The following is a 17819-nucleotide window of genomic DNA, read 5'->3' as shown; positions in this document are numbered from 1 at the left end:
CTCGGGCAGTTCCAAGAATAAGGGAGGTTGGCCCCTTGATAGATGTAAATAATTTTGAAAGTATGCAAATTGGACTAGCATCACCAGATAAGATTCGAAGCTGGTCATATGGTGAAGTTAAGAAGCCAGAAACCATTAATTACCGTACTTTAAAACCTGAACGCGATGGATTGTTCTGTGAACGAATCTTCGGACCGACAAAGGATTTAGAGTGTTCATGCGGTAAATTGAAAAAAATTAATAACAAAGATAAAGTCTGCGATCGTTGTGGGGTTCAAGTAACACGTGCCAAAGTTCGTCGTGAAAGAATGGGACATATTGAATTAGCAGCACCAGTATCACACGTTTGGTACTTTAAAGGAATTCCTAGCCGTATGGGTCTTGTCTTAGACATGAGCCCACGTGCTTTGGAAGAAATTATCTACTTTGCAAGTTATGTTGTCATCAATCCTGGTGACACTTCCTTGCATGCTAAACAATTATTGTCTGAAAGAGAATACCGTGAAAAACGCATGACTCTTGGCAATACTTTCCATGCAGCGATGGGAGCAGAAGCTGTCAAAGAGCTGTTGGATAATGTTGATTTAGATGAAGAAATTGCCGCATTAAAAGAAGAGTTAAAGACTTCTCAAGGTCAAAAACGTACCAGAGCTATTCGCCGTTTAGATATTTTAGATGCCTTCAAGGAATCTGGCAATAAACCAAGTTGGATGGTGATGGATGTAGTTCCAGTAATCCCACCAGATATTCGTCCAATGGTTCAATTAGAAGGTGGCCGTTTTGCTACATCTGACTTAAACGATCTTTATCGCCGTGTTATCAACCGTAATAACCGTTTGAAACGTTTGTTAGATTTAAATGCACCAAACATTATTGTTCAAAATGAAAAACGTATGTTACAAGAAGCAGTAGATGCTTTGATTGATAATGGTCGTCGTGGTCGTCCAGTAGTGGGGCCAGGAAACCGTCCATTAAAATCTCTATCTCATATGCTGAAAGGGAAACAAGGTCGTTTCCGTCAAAACTTACTTGGTAAACGGGTAGACTATTCTGGTCGTTCTGTTATCGTAGTAGGACCAAACCTAAAAATGTATCAATGTGGACTTCCAAAAGAAATGGCTATTGAATTGTTTAAACCATTTGTTATGAAAGAACTTGTTGAACGTGAAATTGCTGGAAACATTAAGAGTGCTAAACGCAAAATTGAACGTTTAGACGATGATATCTGGGCAGTTTTAGAAGATGTTATTCGTGAACACCCAGTTCTATTGAACCGAGCACCTACCTTGCATAGACTAGGTATTCAAGCTTTCGAGCCTACCTTGGTTGAAGGCCGTGCCATTCGTTTGCACCCACTAGTCTGTGAAGCCTACAATGCCGATTTCGATGGAGACCAAATGGCTGTCCATGTTCCTCTATCACAAGAAGCACAAGCAGAAGCTCGCTTACTCATGTTGGCTGCACAAAACATCTTGAATCCAAAAGATGGAAAACCAGTTGTAACACCTTCACAGGATATGGTTTTAGGAAACTACTATCTAACAATGGAACATGAGGGTCGTGTTGGTGAAGGGATGGTCTTCTCTGATTTGAACGAAGCGATGATTGCTTACCAAAACGGTTATGTGCACTTGCACAGTCGTATAGCTATTCACGCTAAATCTCTGTCAAACAAACCATTTACACCTTGGCAAAAAGAACGCATCCTAATGACAACGGTTGGGAAGTTATTCTTCAACGAAATCATGCCAGATGAGTTCCCTTACTTGAATGAGCCAACAACAGAAAACTTAGAAGTAGCAACACCTGATAAATACTTCTTAGAAGCTGGTGCTAATATTCCAAAAGAAATCGCATCACGTGAAGTTGTTCCGCCATTTAAAAAGAAAAACCTAGGAAATATCATCGCTGAAGTCTTTAAGAAATTCCATATTACGGAAACGTCAAAAATGTTGGACCGCATGAAAGATTTAGGATACAAATATTCTACTCGTGCTGGTTTGACAGTAGGGATTGCAGATATTACGGTTGCATCAACCAAACAAGAAATTCTAGACGCAGCACACAAACAAGTTGACAATATTGCCAAACTATTCCGTCGTGGTTTGATTACGGATGACGAACGTTATGAGCGTGTTATTGAAACTTGGAATGCTGCTAAAGATACGATTCAAAAAGCTCTTATGGAAACCTTGGATGACCATAATCCAATCTTCATGATGAGTGATTCTGGAGCCCGTGGTAATATCTCTAACTTTACTCAGTTGGCAGGTATGCGTGGATTGATGGCGTCACCTTCTGGAAAGATTATGGAGTTGCCGGTTACCTCTAACTTCCGTGAAGGGTTGACCGTCTTAGAAATGTTCTCCTCAACCCATGGAGCTCGTAAAGGGATGACCGATACCGCCTTGAAGACAGCCGATTCAGGATACCTAACTCGTCGACTAGTTGACGTAGCACAAGATGTGATTATCCGTGAAACTGACTGTGGTTCTGATCGTGGCTTAACCATTTCATCCATCCGTGAAGGAAATGAAATCATTGAGTCTCTAGAAGAACGTTTATTAGGTCGTTATGCACAACGCTCTGTTCTTGATCCAAAAACTGGAGAAGTTCTAGTAGGACATAATGAGCTAATTACCGAAGACATTGCTCGTAAGATTATTGATGCAGGAATTGAAGAAGTAACCATCCGTTCAGCATTTACATGTAATACCAACCATGGTGTATGTAAACACTGTTATGGACGTAACCTTGCAACGGGTTCAGAAGTTGAAGTGGGTGAAGCAGTTGGAACGATTGCCGCTCAATCAATTGGTGAACCTGGTACACAGTTAACCATGCGTACCTTCCATACAGGGGGAGTTGCTGGAGACGATATTACTCAAGGGTTACCTCGTATCCAAGAAATTTTTGAAGCCCGTAATCCTAAAGGGGTTGCTACCATCACAGAAGTTACTGGTGAAGTTGTTTCTATTGATGAAAATGCAACGACTCGTACTAAAGATGTAACCGTTAAAGGTGCAACAGATACTCGTACCTATACAGTTCCATTTACAGCACGTCTTAAAGTTGAAGAAGGACAAACGATCCACCGTGGTGCACCAATTACTGAAGGGTCTATCGATCCAAAAGAATTATTGCGTGTCCGTGATGTTCTGTCTGTTGAAAACTATCTCTTAAGAGAAGTACAAAAAGTTTACCGTATGCAAGGGGTAGAAATTGGAGACAAGCACGTTGAAGTAATGGTTCGCCAAATGCTTCGTAAAGTTCGAGTTATGGACCCAGGTTCAACCGAGTTGTTACCGGGAACCTTGCTCGATATCTCTGACTTCTCTGATCGTAACCGGACAGCTATTATGGCTGGTGAAGTACCGGCTACTGCAAGACCAGTCTTGCTAGGTATTACCAAAGCATCTCTTGAAACCAATAGTTTCCTATCAGCAGCATCCTTCCAAGAAACAACACGTGTCCTAACAGACGCAGCTATTCGTGGCAAACGTGACCACCTACTTGGCTTGAAAGAAAATGTTATCATCGGTAAGATTATTCCAGCAGGAACCGGAATGGCTCGCTACCGTAACATGGAAACCAGTACCAGTGTTCTCGAAGCGCCAGTAGTAGATGTCGTACCAGAAGAACAAAACATCGTTGCTGAAGTTATTGACCAACACTTGGTTTAAAAACTAGAGGCAAAATTTAGAAAATGAAAACCGCCTAACATCAACATTTGAAAATGTGATGTTAGGCGGTTTTTTGACATTGTTGCAAAATTCTTAGTCCTCTAAGTGTTGAATCGCGTATTCTGCTTCTTCAGGAGTAAATTGTTCTCCGTTTTCAGAAGTTAAGTGGTCTCGGATGCTATCAACTGACAGATGCATAGTAGCTTGATAAGTTTTTGCATTTTCAAGTGCATTTTGGTTATAGTCTGCTTTAAGGTTATCGATTGCGTATTGTGCTTCTTCAGCGGTGAATTTTTCGGCATGTTCAGAAGTTAGTTGTTTGTAGATACCTTTTTTTGACAAGTACAATGTAGAAGAATAGCTTTCAGCTTTATTCAAAGCGTTTTTCTTCCAATCCACGTTTTGTAAATTATCTATAGCATATTGAGCTGCTTCTACAGAGAATTTTTCTCCATAGTCAGATGTAAGCTGCTTATAGACTGATTTTTTGGACAAGTTCATTCTTTTAGCATAAATCTCAGCTTTATTCAAAGCGTTTTTAAACTCTTTAGGAATGTTAGCTTCAGATTGTAACTCTGATGATGAAGAAATGTCTTCTTTTTTTAATTTTATTTTTGTTTCTGATGTTGATGTTATGACAATAGTCTGTTGGATATTTTTGGGTACGTTTTTTTCTTTATTGCCACCTAGTGCATTTAATATTCCGGCGAAAGCGATAATAGCGATAATAGCAATTAAAGTATTTTTTAAACACCCATCTAGTTTCTTTTGGACATAGACTTGTCCATCATTTTCCATTATTTTCTTTGCCATGAAAATAAATTCCTCCAATTTATCTTTTTTATCTTTATAATCTTGAAGTTGACATTCAGGGTTATAACACCAACCAAAAGGTGTTTTACTATAATTCAGACCGTGTATTTGTTCATTCTTTAAGACCGTATTTTATGTTCGAAGAAATTGAATTCGTGGAAACTCACTTGTGATTTAGAAATAGATGGTTTGAAACGAATCTTTTATCAAGCCTAATTAATAACTTGAAAAAAAGTTTGGGATGTTTTTTTCTATCTAAGTTAACAAATTCCAAATTCCCTACTCTAATATATTGGGTAATTGCAAAGTGCTTAATTGAAGTAATAATATTTCTATCTATGCTAAATAAAAGGTATCTCTTTACTCTTTAATCTCAGAAATCGTACTCCTAACTTTAGCAATGGACTCTCTTGCTTGTTCTTTGTTATAGAACATCACAATGACGAAGAGGGAATCCATGATACTTAGCTGGGCAATTCTAGATGCCAGCGCTTCTGAACGGAACTCTATTTCCTCAGAAATGGAGATAAATACCACGTCTCCCAATTTAGCTAAAGGAGAGTTTGTTTGGCTAGTAATGACAATGGATTTGGCGCCAACTTTTCTAGCGGTTTCGGCAATTCGTATCGTTTCTTTCGAACGACCTGAATGGGAAATCAAAACGACACAATCATTCTCAGTGAGGAGGGCAGCTTCCATTAGTTGAATATGGTAGTCTGCACTATGAAAGACAGTAATAGGTGAGCGTAGAAATTTATGGTAGGCATCGGCTGCTACAATCTCAGAACCGCCAACACCAAAGAAGTAGAGATGACGAGATTGGTTTATCATAGTAGCAGCTTTTTTTAAATCCTTTTGTCGTAATAGTTTTCTGGTATCACGAAGAGTGGATAAATTAGATTCAAATACTTTTTTTGCCATAGTCAGCTCTGTATCGTCTTGTAAAATATTTTCATGAATGGAAATGGCTGCCAAATCATTCTGCTGAATTAGCATAGCCATTTTGAAATCTTTAAAGCCGTTATAGCCTAGTTTTTTTGTAAATTGGAAAAAAGTAGAATCTGCCATGCCCAGTTCATTGGATAGGTCACTGATAGAGCTATGGCTTACTTTATTTGGGTTTTCCAATATAAAATCAGCAATTGCCTGTTCTTTTGGGCTTAAATCATTGTATAGAGTTTTAATCTTAAGTCGAATAGAAACTGTCATGATGTTTCCCTCCTTTTCTATTGAGTATACTCTTTTCTCAGCATATTTAACACAAAGATACATTTCCTTAGCAAAAAAAGCAAGGAAAAAATATTTTTATTTTTTATCTTTACAAAAAAATATTTTTCTGTATAATAAAAGTGTAAAGAAATGGAGGCGTTAACATGGAAATTGGGATTATCGGATTAGGAAAGATGGGAATGAATTTAGCTTTAAACCTAAAGGACCATCAATACAACATTCGAGGGATGGATATTTCTACCAAAGCATTAGCTGAAGCTGAATTGCATGGAATACCAGCCTTTACATCCTTACCTGAGTTTATTCAATCGTATAGTAGCAAAAGAATTGTCTGGTCAATGTTGCCAGCAGGGGAATTGACAGAGAGTACGTTGCAGGAACTTCTAGTGTTACTAAATCCTGGCGATATTGTCATTGAAGGAGGAAATTCAAATTACAAAGACTCTATTCGTAGAGCAAAGGCATTTAAAGAGAAAGACATTGCGTATCTGGACTGTGGTACGTCTGGTGGTATATCAGGTGCTCGTAACGATGCATGTTTAATGATTGGAGGCGATAAGGAGGTCTTTGATTCGGTAGAAAACTTATTCAAGGATATTGCTGTAGAGGATGGTTATCTCTATGCTGGTCCTTCAGGTAGCGGGCATTTTCTTAAGATGGTCCATAACGGGATTGAGTATGGCATGATGCAAGCAATCGGTGAAGGCTTCCAACTAGTTGAAGAAAGTGGATTTAATTTTGACCTTGAAAAAGTGGCACGTGTTTGGAATCATGGCTCTGTTATTCGTGGTTGGTTGATGGAGATCGCGGAAGAGCAATTCTCCAAAGAACCTCATTTAGAAACGTATAAGGGTGTTGTGGCTTCCTCTGGTGAAGCAAAATGGACAGTCGAAGCAGCCCTGGAATTAAATATACCTGTTCCAACCATTGCCTTAAGTTTGTTTATGAGAAACTTGTCCCAGGAAGAAGATAACTTTTCCTTGAAGGTGGTCTCGGCCTTAAGAAACGGTTTTGGTGGTCATGATATTGTTCAAAAGTAAGACAATATAGTAATTAATTAGGACAAGCGCTTAAAATCATATTTTAGAAAATATTGATATTAAGCGCTTGTTTTAGAATTAAAATTTGGGTATTAAAATTTCTAGCATCAAGAATCACATAAGGGATGGGCAAAAAGTACATCATGACTAATTTTTATTTAAATTACAAAAGAGTTTTGTATAGTAGTCTGGACTTTTTGCCCAGCCCAAAAATTAATAAAAAAAACATATTATCAGCAGAAACGGCTTACTTATATGAATTGAGTTGAATAATGGCTATCTTATACTCGATTTAGTTAGTATTTCTTTACACTTTTAACAATCGCACAATATTCAGATATATTTTATACATAAAAGTATAGAAAGTATAAATTTTGTTCAAAAAAAGTTCGTTTGATTGTAGATAAATAGAGTAGTTTAATAGATATACATGGGAAAATATCGAAAAGGGATGAGAGGTATAAAAATGAAAAAAGGAATGATTTTAGGGATATCATTGGCTTGTTTAAGTGCAATTTCTTTTCAACATACACAAGCTTTTGAAAGTAAAACAGTGTTACAACAAGCTGAACCTTCTGTTCAAAGTTACGAACCAATTACCTTTACTGAAGTAAACGAGCCAATAAAGGCGAATGTGTCTTACTCAACTCATGTTCAAAACATTGGTTGGCAGTCATATGTATCGAATGGAAGTTTAGCAGGTACTACAGGGCGTGCCTTGAGATTGGAAGGGGTAAAAGTTAATTTAGCACTTCAAGGAATTTCAGGCGGCATTCAATACCGCACTCATATCCAAAACATCGGTTGGCAAAATTGGAAAAATTCTAATGAATTAAGTGGTACCAGTGGACAAGCTCTTCGTTTGGAAGCAATAGAACTCCGTTTGACAGGGGATTTGGCAAAGGAGTTTGATGTTATTTACCGAGTTCATGCCCAAAATTTTGGTTGGCTTGGTTGGGCAAGAAATGGTCAATCTTCTGGGACAGCAAGTTATGGTTATCGATTAGAAGGTTTGGAGATAAAGTTAGTGCCAAAAGGAACCTCGCTTCCATCAAGTACACAAGTAGCATTTAAAGAACCAAGTGTTACTGTGAAACCACCAGTAACGAATGTTAATCCAATCATTAATTATTCAACACATATCCAAAACATCGGATGGCAACAAGCAGTTGTTAATGGAGCTACATCTGGAACTTCGGGTAAGGCTCTGCGCTTAGAAGGCATCAAAATTGGCCTTAGTCAAGCAACAGGAAACGTCCAGTATCGTACCCATATTCAAAATATTGGTTGGCAAGATTGGAAAAATAACAATGAACTTAGCGGAACCCATAATCAAGCGAAACGATTGGAAGCAATTGAAATTAAATTGACTGGAAGCTTGGCAAATCAATATGATGTTATGTATCGAGTTCATGCCCAAAATTTTGGATGGTTAGGTTGGGCGAAAAATGGTCAATCGGCAGGTAGTGCAGGGTATGGCTATCGTTTAGAAGCAATCCAGATAAAATTAGTAAAAAAAGGTACTTCAATTGATCAATCTAAGCCTGCTTTTAAACAAGTTGGTTCAACAACGATTAGCAAGCCAGTTACAGAAGTGTCAACTCATTCAAATACTCAGGCTGCCAAAGTACAATCATCTGTAGTTAATTATAATATTAATACGAATCCTTCTACAGCAGCACATCAAGGACTAGAAGCTGAAGCACTTGTTTTTGGTGACAAGGTAGCTGGTTTAACTATCAAAGCGAATGTTGACTTTAAAGTAGCAAATTCTGAGAGCCCAGCAAGTCAGTATCAAAAAGCCAAACAAGCAAACCTTACCAATCATGTTTATTTGGCAAAAGGAACTTATAACCTTTCTATTCCAGTAGGCTTGAATGATACGACAGTTAACTATCTAAACCAGACAATTGATGTGAATCTTTTAAATCGAGAATTTTTAACCTTGGTGAATGCAGAAAGAGCTAAAAAGGGGCTTAAAAGTTTAAGTTATGGTGAACATTTAATAGTTGGGACTAAAGTACGTGCACAAGAACTAGCTAATATTCGTTCTATTACAGTTAATGGAAAGGGCCACTTGCGTCCAGATGGAAGTTCATATCGGACAGCATTTTCGCAGGTTCCTAATCCTCAATATCGTCTTGGTGAAAATTTGGCACAAAATAACTATCTAGGGAATCCATACCAGGCAACTAGTGAGAAATATCTGGCTGAATTATTCTATCAACAATTAGCTAATAGTCCTGGACATTATGCCAATATGATGAGTCCAAACTATAAATATCATGCAGTTCAAGTGCAATTTAGCAAAATGAGCACAAGTCAGTATTACTACAACCAAGTTATTTGCGTACAAATATTAGATGCTGGATAATTGTATAAAAAGAACATAGACTATTCATATTTTCTTCAAATGTGGGGGGTATACTTTAATCAATCCCAATTAAGAATTATTTACCCTCCCAAGTGAATATTCTATCCTTTTTTCTCTAGCGCAAGCTAGAGTTTTTTTGTGGTCTAAAGTGTAAGATCCTAGTAATATGTAACTGTTTTTCGTAAAATAAAGAGTATGAATATCAAAAACAGTCTAGGGCATGAAAATATACAAGGAGGTAAAACCATGAACGATGTCATCCAGCAGCAATTGAATCATAAAACAATTCGTTCCTTCAAAGCAGAGTCCTTAACTAAGGACGAAATTTCAACCTTAATCGATGTTGCTAGACAAGCCCCAACCAGTAATTTTATGCAAGCTTATTCCATCATTAGTATCACCAATCAAGCGCTAAAAGAAGAATTGGCAAAGATTGGGCAACAGCCTTATATCGCAGAGAATGGGCATTTATTTGTTTTTGTAGCTGACCAAAGACGTAATTTTTTGATAGCTCAAGAGCAAGGAATAGATGCGACACTACGAGGCTCCACAGAGCGATTTTTAGCAGCATTTGCTGATGCTATGATTGCAGCTCAAAATGTGTTAGTGGCTGCTGAAAGTATGGGGATGGGGGCTGTTTTTCTGGGGAGTCTGTGGAACGATGAAGAAAAGGTCATTGATCTCCTTCAACTACCCAAATATACATTTCCTGCTGTAGGTTTAGTAGTCGGCTGGCCAAACCAAGAACCACAGGTAAAACCACGTCTGCCGCAAGAAATAATTCATATGGAAAATGGCTACCAAGATTTAAAGGAGCCAGCTCAACAATTAAGCCAATACGATAAAGATATCCAAACCTACTATGACTTGAGAGATACTAGAAAACATGTGGATGCCTTCACCAAACAAATTGCCGGTCGGATGTCTAATCAACATCCAGGAAGACTAAAGATACTTAAAGCACTACACCAACAAGGATTCTTAGACCAATAGAAATACTAAATGTTACTGTTTAAAGGAGGGAAAACCATGTCCAATCAAAAATATTTTGTTGTAGGAGATGTTCATGGGGAGTTTGAAAGGTTAAAAGAAATACTGAAGCATTGGAAGAAAGATCAAGAACGACTAGTTTTTGTTGGAGACCTAGCGGATAGGGGACCAAAGTCAAAAGACAGTTTCCTGTTAGCCAAAGCTTTGGTTGAGGAATATCAAGGAATCTATGTTTTAGGAAACCACGAAGAGCTTTTTTTGAGATGGTTAGAACACCCAAACGATATGTTTGACCTCTACCGGAGAAATGGCGGTGAGGCAACGATTAACTCGTTACTTGATGCTAATCTAACTAGTCCAGTTGAGGTAGAGGCTGCTGCTGACTATATTAAAACTCATTATGGAGACCTGATTGAATTTCTGAAAGAGAGACCCCGTTATGTAGAAACGGAAGACTATATTTTTGTCCATGCTGGAGTGAATTTGGATTTAGATGATTGGCGAAAGTCAGATCCAGATGAATTTATTTGGATTCGTGAAGCTTTCCATGATGCCAAAAATACTAGTGGTAAGGCAATTGTTTTCGGGCACACACCGATTCAGTATCTGCCTGATAATAAAGGGGCGAATCATATTTGGGTTTCAGACCAGAAAATCGGTATTGATGGAGGAGCTGTTTTTGGTGGTGTACTTCATGGTGTGGTTTTATCTGATAAGGGTATTGAAGTAGATTATCAGGCTTAAAGATAAAGTTTTTATCTAAACCACAAAAGAGACTTCAGATGGTTGCGACTGGGTAAAAAGTCTGTATCAATAAAATTTATTTCTAAATCACAAAAGAGTTTCCTAGAACTGTATCAGAAATAAAAACGGTGGCACCGCCGTGAGCCAAGGTCTCACGACTTAGCTGTCTACGTATCTGTAATCGACTAAAGTCGACACAGCTACTGTGCGCCAGCTATGCTCATACACCGTTATTTCTGTTACAGTTCTAGGAAACTCTTTTGTTTTGTCTTACAATACGGACTTTTTGCCCAGTCCCAACATCCACTGCGCATCAGCTATGCTTTACACCGTTCTGTACGGATAGTTTTCTGAGGAACTATTTTATTTTGTTGCCATTTGGACTTTTTGCCAGCCCCATACAGTGCTCATACAATATCATTTCTGATAACCATCTGAAGTCTCTTTTGTTCAGTTAAAATAACATACTGGTTTTTGTTCTCATTTATTGGATTGATTTTTAAAACAGGGCTGGAGATTCAAAATGTTAAGAAAAGAATGTTTTTATGGGTATTTACTTGAATTTGAGGGGTAATTTCTGTATGTTTTATAGTAGGCTCTCAAAAATTCATTGAAAGAAGGACTAACTCATGAAAAAATTGAAAACTATAAGCCTAATAGTATGTGCCAGCTTGCTACTGATTGCTTGTGGGAATGATAAGAATAAAGAAAGCCAAAGTCAGTCTAGCCAAGTTGAATCTAGTAGTGCAACTGTTTCAAGTGTGGAAACGTCCAGTCAAAGCGGGGAGACTGGTAATCAGGATAGTAAGCCTAGTGTCAAAACGGTTGAAGAATTAACCAGTGGGCCAGAAAGTCCAGCTGATTTGACAGCAGGCTATAAGATAATTGCCAATAAGAAACACTTTCTACCTAAGGATTATACGCCTGGTGAAGACCCAACTGCGGCTAGTCAAATCCGTCAAGTTATTCAAGATATGCAAGCACAGGGTTTTTCTATTAGTGACTCCTATAGTGGTTTTCGTACCTATGAGTATCAGGAACAACTGTATCAAGGTTACGTTACTAGTGGTGGTGTAGCAGAGGCAGACCGTTATTCTGCTAGACCAGGTTATAGTGAGCACCAAACTGGGCTGGCATTCGATCTGATTAATGGTCACGGACAACTCTTAGGAGAGACAGACCCAGCAGATGAGGAAGCGGTCAAATGGATTCACGCTCACGCAGCAGATTATGGCTTTGTTTTACGCTATCTTCCCGGAAAAGAAAACATTACTGGTTATGCCTATGAAGCATGGCATTTACGCTATGTTGGTGAAGATGCAAAGGCTATTTATAATTCAGGCTTAACCTTAGAAGAATATTACGGAGTTACTGGTGGAGATTATGCCAACAACTAAAAAATTGCAAGAAGAAGGAGACATATATGGAAGAAACTCAAGTGACCAAGACGCAGGTGAAGGAACCTCAAGAAACTAAGAAACCAAAAATGCTTGTTTTTGTACTTATCTATTTATTCAATTTACTAGTTACTCCCACGATTTTATATCATTTAATGAACGGCGGTAATGGGCAAGAAAATCCCATTTTATTAAGCAACGTTACAGCTTTTTCTCATTCAATTACCTTAATTTATGCCTTAATTTATTTTAGATCATTTTTGATGGCAGAAGCGAAGAAATTAAAGGTTTTAGATTTATCGATTGCTTTGGTATCTGGATTCGTCTTAAGAATTATTCTTTCAATCGTTTTGATGAAGATTTTTCCTATTGTTCAATCTGATAACCAAGCGACTTTGGAGGCTATGTTTAAGGTAGCTAATCCATGGATTATGTTCTTATTAGTCGTTATTACAGCACCAATTGTGGAGGAACTAGTCTTTCGACAAGCTATTATTGGGAACCTATCCCATAGATTTAATGTCCATCTTCTGACGCTAATATCAGCCCTTCTATTTATTTTTGCTCATACGGGTACTGATATTCCATCTGCTACTATGTATGTGGCTATCACAGTGCCAATTATTGCGGTTTATCGTTATTTCAACAACAATGTAGTGGCAGCCATAGCCATGCACGCTGTTTCTAATCTTATTGCGTTTGGGGTTATGTTTTTGGTTTTATAATAAATAGGCTCTATCTATAGAAAAAGGTAATTTTCATTCACAGTATTGTTGTGAATGAAAATTACCTTTTTTTAATTCATTAAAGTGTTATTCTTAATCTTCCAAAGCCACATTATGGTAGACTTTTTGCACATCTTCATTTTCTTCCAGAGCATCAATCATTCTTTCAAACAAGCGTAAATCGTCACCTTCTAGAGTCACTTCTGATTGAGGAATCATTTCGATTTCTGCAACGGAAAAGTCTTCAATGCCCATCGCTTCTAAGGCAGTACGAACAGCTTGGAAATCACTTGGTTCAGCATAAACGATAGCTTGATCATCTTCTTGAATAACATCACGCACATCGACTTCAGCTTCCATCAGTTCTTCAAGCAATTGGTCAGCATCTTTATCAGGAATACCGAAGATGGCAGTATTGTCGAATAGGTAGGCTACAGAACCAGTAACTCCCATATTGCCGCCGTTTTTACTGTAAGCTGCACGAACGTCACCAGCTGTACGGTTTACATTATTGGTTAAGGCGTCCACAATGACCATAGAGCCGTTTGGTCCAAAACCTTCGTAACGTAATTCTTGGAAAACTTCATCGCCACTACCTTTAGCTTTTTCGATGGCGCGGTCAATGATATGCTTTGGTACGTTGTAGGTTTTAGCACGGTCGATAACGAATTTTAGTTTTTGGTTAGCGTGAGGATCAGGTCCACCTTGCTTTGCTGCCGCATAAACTTCGATTCCAAATTTTGCATAAACTTTACTATTAGAAGAGTCTAACTTTGCCTTCTTTTCTTTAATATTTGCCCATTTGCGTCCCATTTTCTCACTCACTTTCATATTTGATGGTTATGTGTTACAAAATTTCTCTCACAACAAGCTTATTATACAGATTTTCAGTGCCTTTGTTAAGGGAAAATCACTAGGAAATTACTGATCCCACTCAATTTGCCTTGTTAGATGGTTTTGACCATTAGATTCTAAAATCCGATTGGTGTAGCGCAAAAGAAAACTATCTGGATAATCCTTGACCAAGGTTTGGTAAGCTGGGTTTTCTAAGATATCACTTTGTATCCATTCTTGGGTTAAGGGGTGACCCGAAAAATATGAAAGATTGATTGGTCCCATGAATTTACCTACTTGGTCAGCAAAGTTCCCATCGTAGCGATTTTCATCGTGGAGACTGGTATGTGCCATAATCTCGCTATCTTTTTGGAAAACAGCCTTCATATAATCGGAGTAGGCTAATAAGTCAGGATCGGTTTGGTCAGTCTGACTTGCCCAAGATTCCATTTTTAAAGGAATTTGTTGGTAATTTATTTGACGACCTTGTATCTGAAATTGACTGATAGCGCTTGGGAAAACAGAAAAAGCACCAGTTACAATTTCGGTTAAGCTTTTCTCGGGGGCTAAGTTTTCTTGAGCAATATGTTGTGTATGGATATGTCCCGAAAAAGCTAGTGGGATGGAATAATTTTTCAAAATCCCACGTAAATCAGCAGCATTGTCAATGACGAATCCTTTGGTGATACCAGCGTGGTGTTCCAATATATTGTGATGAACGATAGGAATGACTCGCTTACCTTGGTTACTTGCTTCAGTTAATTGTTGATCAATCCATGCCAAGGTTTCTTTTTTTAGGAAGCCATTGGTCTTAGGAGCACCACTGCCTTCCGTTTCCGAATAAATATTGCTGTCAATCATCAAAAACCACAAGTCATCAAATGGTGCTGCCAGATAGGACAAGGAATTAGGGTCTTTTGCAAGAGCATCTTGATAACCATTTGCAGCAAACATAGTAGAAAAGTCCTTAGGCAATACTTGTTCCACACGACTGGACTTGTCTTCTTTAAAAGACCTTGCCCAACCACTTGAAATATCATGATTGCCAGGAATAACTAAAACTTGCGTACCTAGAGCTTCAATTTGTTGAAAATACCCAGCTAAATCTTCCATACTTTGTTTTTCACCATTAAAGGTTAAGTCACCACTTACGATGAGTAAGGCGGGCTTTTCTTGGTCAACTTGAGCAATTAGGGCTTCCATACGTTGGGCACCATAACGCAAGTCTTTTCCAGCAGCACTATACTGCATACGTAAAAAAGCTTCTTGTTCGTCATGCAAGCTGGGAGATAAGTAGTGTGGGTCTGTAATCACCCATATCTTATCATCGGCTTCAATGGCAGGGAGCTTTGTTTGACTTTGTGAAGAGACTGTTTGATTATCGGTTGCTGATAAATGATTATATAATAGAAAGGCTAATCCAAAAGAGAGGAGAAAGCCTAGAATGAGTGCTATCTTATGTTGTAAGCCCAACTGTTTCATACATATCCTACTTTCTTTTTTCTCAATTATTCTAAAGGGTAAGGGAAAGTTTTTTGTCACATGTATTTGAGTCACTAGCTAATCAGCCGGAAGATCTTGGCTTACGGCGGTGCCACCGTTCTGATTTCCGACTGATAAGCTAGTGACTCAAATATATTGTTTAGAAAGAATTTATCGTCCAATTTCCATACTAGTCTAATCAGTATAACAAAACTCAGAAAAAATAGCATAAAAAAAACGCTATCCTTCGGTGTCAAGCACTGCGAAAGGTAACGTTAGGCTAGAGATCGCTGTCGAGTTAAGAAAACATATTCCCTAACTAGAAAAGCGATAATCGTATAATAAGTCGATTTCACAAAAAAATCAAGTAAAAATCTTAAGAAATAGTAAAAATGAGAGAATTCTAATCTAAAATGTGCTTATAAACCAAAATAGTATAGTCAACTGTAATCGAAGTCAAAGGATTTTGTAGACTATAGGCCTTGTCTTCTGAACTAGCACCCCAAAATAAAGGAGTCATGTGTAACAGGTGTCCATAAATATCTGGCGTCAAGTCAACCTGATAGGTGATGGAGGATTGGCTTGCACCAGGGCATTCTTGGAAAAAGCGATTGATGATATCTTGGTTATTATAGGTTTGTTTTTCAGGCTGACTACGATAGAGTATCTGTCTTAGTTCATTCAAATAGTTGCTGCCGGGAACTACCTTGATGAATACTCCACCCTCTTTGAGAACACGCTTGAATTCTTGATAGTGGGAGGGCGTTAGAACATTTAATAGAAGAGAACAGGATTGATTGGCAAAAGGCAGTTGGGCTAAATCCGCAAGACACCAAAAAGCAGAATTGGCAAAATGATTGCTGGCTAGAGCAATGCCTTCCTTGGCAATATCCATGCCAACTGTAGAAGAAAGGGCAAATTTTTCTTGCAACCAAGCCAATTGCGACCCTTCACCACAACCAATGTCTACTATTAAACCATCTGATGCTAGGTGAGAAAAGTAGGGCTCTAAGGAAGCCAATAAAGGTGTGAAAAAGCCACTTTGAGCTAAGAGATAGCGATGGGTAAAGAGGTCTCGATTATAATCCGTATTGGCAGCTTGTTTCATCAGATGCAAGGTACCTTTTTTAGAAAGGTCAAAGTGATGTCCCTTGGCACACACTAAACTATAGCCCTCCATGTTAATAAAAGGGCTCTGACAGTAGGGGCATTGTAATAAATGTAGGTGTTCATCCAAAAACAGTTTGCTAGCATCAATTTTTTTTAGCATGGGAGGCTCCTTTATTGACCATTTCATCTTCACCGTTTATTCTATCATAGACGGCTTGACTTGTCTGTTTGACATTTTTCCTTAGCAAGCATACAATTGAAGAATAGTTCAAATCGAATTGATTACGATTCACGAAAAGGAGACTGCCCAATGTCACAAAAAATACCTGTAACAATCGTTAGCGGCTTTTTAGGAGCTGGAAAAACGACCTTAATCAATAGAATTCTAAAGGAAGAACACGGTGAACAGATTGCTGTCATCATCAATGAATTTGGTGAAATGGGGGTAGACCATCAGTTTGTTTTAGATGTTGAAGAAGAAATCTATCAAATGGACAATGGCTGCCTATGCTGCACCCTGAGAACAGATATTGCCGATATGCTAAAATCTATTTTAATGGTCAGAGAGCAAAACGGCATTCGAGTTGACCGTGTCCTCATTGAAACTACTGGGCTAGCCGATCCAGCTCCTCTAGCACAAACTTTTATTAACCTACCATTTTTAAATGATAACTTTATTGTGGATGCAGTGGTGACCATTGTTGATGCAAAGAATTTTCTTTACCAAGCGAGACACCAAGTTGAGGTGGCCAAGCAAGTCGGCTTTGCGGACAAGATTCTAATTAGTAAGCATTCTTTAGTAGAGGAACCTGTCTATCATAAAGTCGTTCAAGAAGTTCGTTCTATTAACCCGTTCGCAGCTATTCAGGATATGGATGCAAAACCGGTTACCTTAAAGGATATTTTTGACCTACAACTCTTTTATGCTAGTGAAGAAAAAATTCTTCAAATGGAAGAAGCATCAAGAGAAGAAGAGGGGTGCCAACATTGTGGACACCATCATGATGGGGAAAACTGCAACCATGACCACCATAATAAGGAGCATCACCATCACCATGAGCACGATCACGACCACCACCATCATAGTCACCATAGTGGCATTAACTCATTTGTCATCGAAAGTGACCAAGCTTTAAAACTAGAGGACATCAACGTCTGGTTGAATGAACTCATTTATATCTATGGCCCAGAACTCTACCGCTACAAAGGGATTCTTAATGTACAAAATGTGGACTATCAATTGATTTTCCAAGGAGTTCAGATGAGCTTTGATATTTCAAGAGGTAGGGATTGGAAGGATAGTGAGCGCAAGTCTACCTTGGTTTTTATCGGAAAAAATCTACCGGAAGAGACCTTGCGTGAAAGCTTTGCTGCTTGTATTAGTCAGGGCTAGACTT

General features: G+C 38.3%; 13 protein-coding genes. 8 read left to right on the top strand and 5 right to left on the bottom strand.

Features of this window, described 5'->3' with window-relative positions; translation table 11 throughout:
- Positions 1 to 35: 35 nt before the first annotated feature.
- Positions 36 to 3683, top strand: coding sequence for a DNA-directed RNA polymerase subunit beta' (gene rpoC, locus NPA36_RS03265; RefSeq protein WP_256944673.1), 3648 nt, complete (start codon positions 36 to 38; stop codon positions 3681 to 3683).
- A 93-nt stretch (positions 3684 to 3776) separates the two neighbouring features.
- Here the strand turns inward: rpoC and NPA36_RS03260 are convergent, their stop codons facing one another.
- Both NPA36_RS03260 and NPA36_RS03255 read right to left on the bottom strand, forming a co-directional pair.
- Positions 3777 to 4274 (bottom strand): Ltp family lipoprotein, encoded by a 498-nt coding sequence (locus NPA36_RS03260; protein WP_456237497.1) that lies wholly within the window; start codon positions 4272 to 4274, stop codon positions 3777 to 3779.
- Between the two features lie 582 nt (positions 4275 to 4856).
- On the bottom strand, positions 4857 to 5705 hold the full coding sequence (locus tag NPA36_RS03255; RefSeq protein ID WP_256944671.1) for a MurR/RpiR family transcriptional regulator: 849 nt from the start codon (positions 5703 to 5705) through the stop codon (positions 4857 to 4859).
- 164 nt (positions 5706 to 5869) lie between these two features.
- Here NPA36_RS03255 and gnd point away from each other — a divergent pair, with 164 nt between their 5' ends.
- The 6 genes from gnd to NPA36_RS03225 all read left to right on the top strand — a co-directional run bounded on the left by gnd (position 5870) and on the right by NPA36_RS03225 (position 12996).
- Entirely contained in the window at positions 5870 to 6766 is an 897-nt protein-coding gene (gene gnd / locus NPA36_RS03250; RefSeq protein ID WP_256944670.1) for a phosphogluconate dehydrogenase (NAD(+)-dependent, decarboxylating), read from the top strand.
- Between the two features lie 466 nt (positions 6767 to 7232).
- Positions 7233 to 9140, top strand: coding sequence for a CAP domain-containing protein (locus NPA36_RS03245; RefSeq protein ID WP_256944669.1), 1908 nt, complete (start codon positions 7233 to 7235; stop codon positions 9138 to 9140).
- 246 nt (positions 9141 to 9386) lie between these two features.
- The gene (locus NPA36_RS03240; RefSeq protein ID WP_256944668.1) at positions 9387 to 10133 is read left to right on the top strand and encodes an NADPH-dependent oxidoreductase; all 747 of its coding nucleotides are present in this window, start codon (positions 9387 to 9389) and stop codon (positions 10131 to 10133) included.
- A 36-nt stretch (positions 10134 to 10169) separates the two neighbouring features.
- The gene (locus tag NPA36_RS03235; protein WP_256944667.1) at positions 10170 to 10874 is read left to right on the top strand and encodes a metallophosphoesterase; all 705 of its coding nucleotides are present in this window, start codon (positions 10170 to 10172) and stop codon (positions 10872 to 10874) included.
- A gap of 629 nt (positions 10875 to 11503) precedes the next feature.
- Positions 11504 to 12271, top strand: a complete 768-nt coding sequence (locus NPA36_RS03230; RefSeq protein ID WP_256944666.1) for a M15 family metallopeptidase — start codon at positions 11504 to 11506, stop codon at positions 12269 to 12271.
- A 26-nt stretch (positions 12272 to 12297) separates the two neighbouring features.
- Positions 12298 to 12996, top strand: a complete 699-nt coding sequence (locus NPA36_RS03225) for a CPBP family intramembrane glutamic endopeptidase (RefSeq protein WP_256944665.1) — start codon at positions 12298 to 12300, stop codon at positions 12994 to 12996.
- A gap of 93 nt (positions 12997 to 13089) precedes the next feature.
- Here NPA36_RS03225 and NPA36_RS03220 read toward each other — a convergent pair whose 3' ends face one another.
- The 3 genes from NPA36_RS03220 to NPA36_RS03210 form a co-directional block, all read right to left on the bottom strand.
- A complete protein-coding gene (locus tag NPA36_RS03220) occupies positions 13090 to 13809 on the bottom strand; it encodes a YebC/PmpR family DNA-binding transcriptional regulator (protein ID WP_256944664.1) in 720 nt (239 codons plus the stop codon).
- Between the two features lie 108 nt (positions 13810 to 13917).
- Entirely contained in the window at positions 13918 to 15312 is a 1395-nt protein-coding gene (locus NPA36_RS03215; RefSeq protein WP_256944663.1) for a metallophosphoesterase, read from the bottom strand.
- Positions 15313 to 15715: 403 nt separating this feature from the next.
- The gene (locus NPA36_RS03210; protein ID WP_256944662.1) at positions 15716 to 16582 is read right to left on the bottom strand and encodes a methyltransferase domain-containing protein; all 867 of its coding nucleotides are present in this window, start codon (positions 16580 to 16582) and stop codon (positions 15716 to 15718) included.
- Positions 16583 to 16732: 150 nt separating this feature from the next.
- Between NPA36_RS03210 and NPA36_RS03205 the strand changes: the two genes are divergently transcribed.
- Positions 16733 to 17815, top strand: a complete 1083-nt coding sequence (locus NPA36_RS03205; RefSeq protein ID WP_256944661.1) for a CobW family GTP-binding protein — start codon at positions 16733 to 16735, stop codon at positions 17813 to 17815.
- Positions 17816 to 17819: the final 4 nt, after the last annotated feature.

It is taken from the genome of Granulicatella seriolae (assembly GCF_024543085.1).
Lineage (GTDB): Bacteria > Bacillota > Bacilli > Lactobacillales > Aerococcaceae > Granulicatella > Granulicatella seriolae.
Note: the sequence above shows the minus strand (reverse complement) of the source record. Positions and strands in the feature narration are given on the sequence as shown.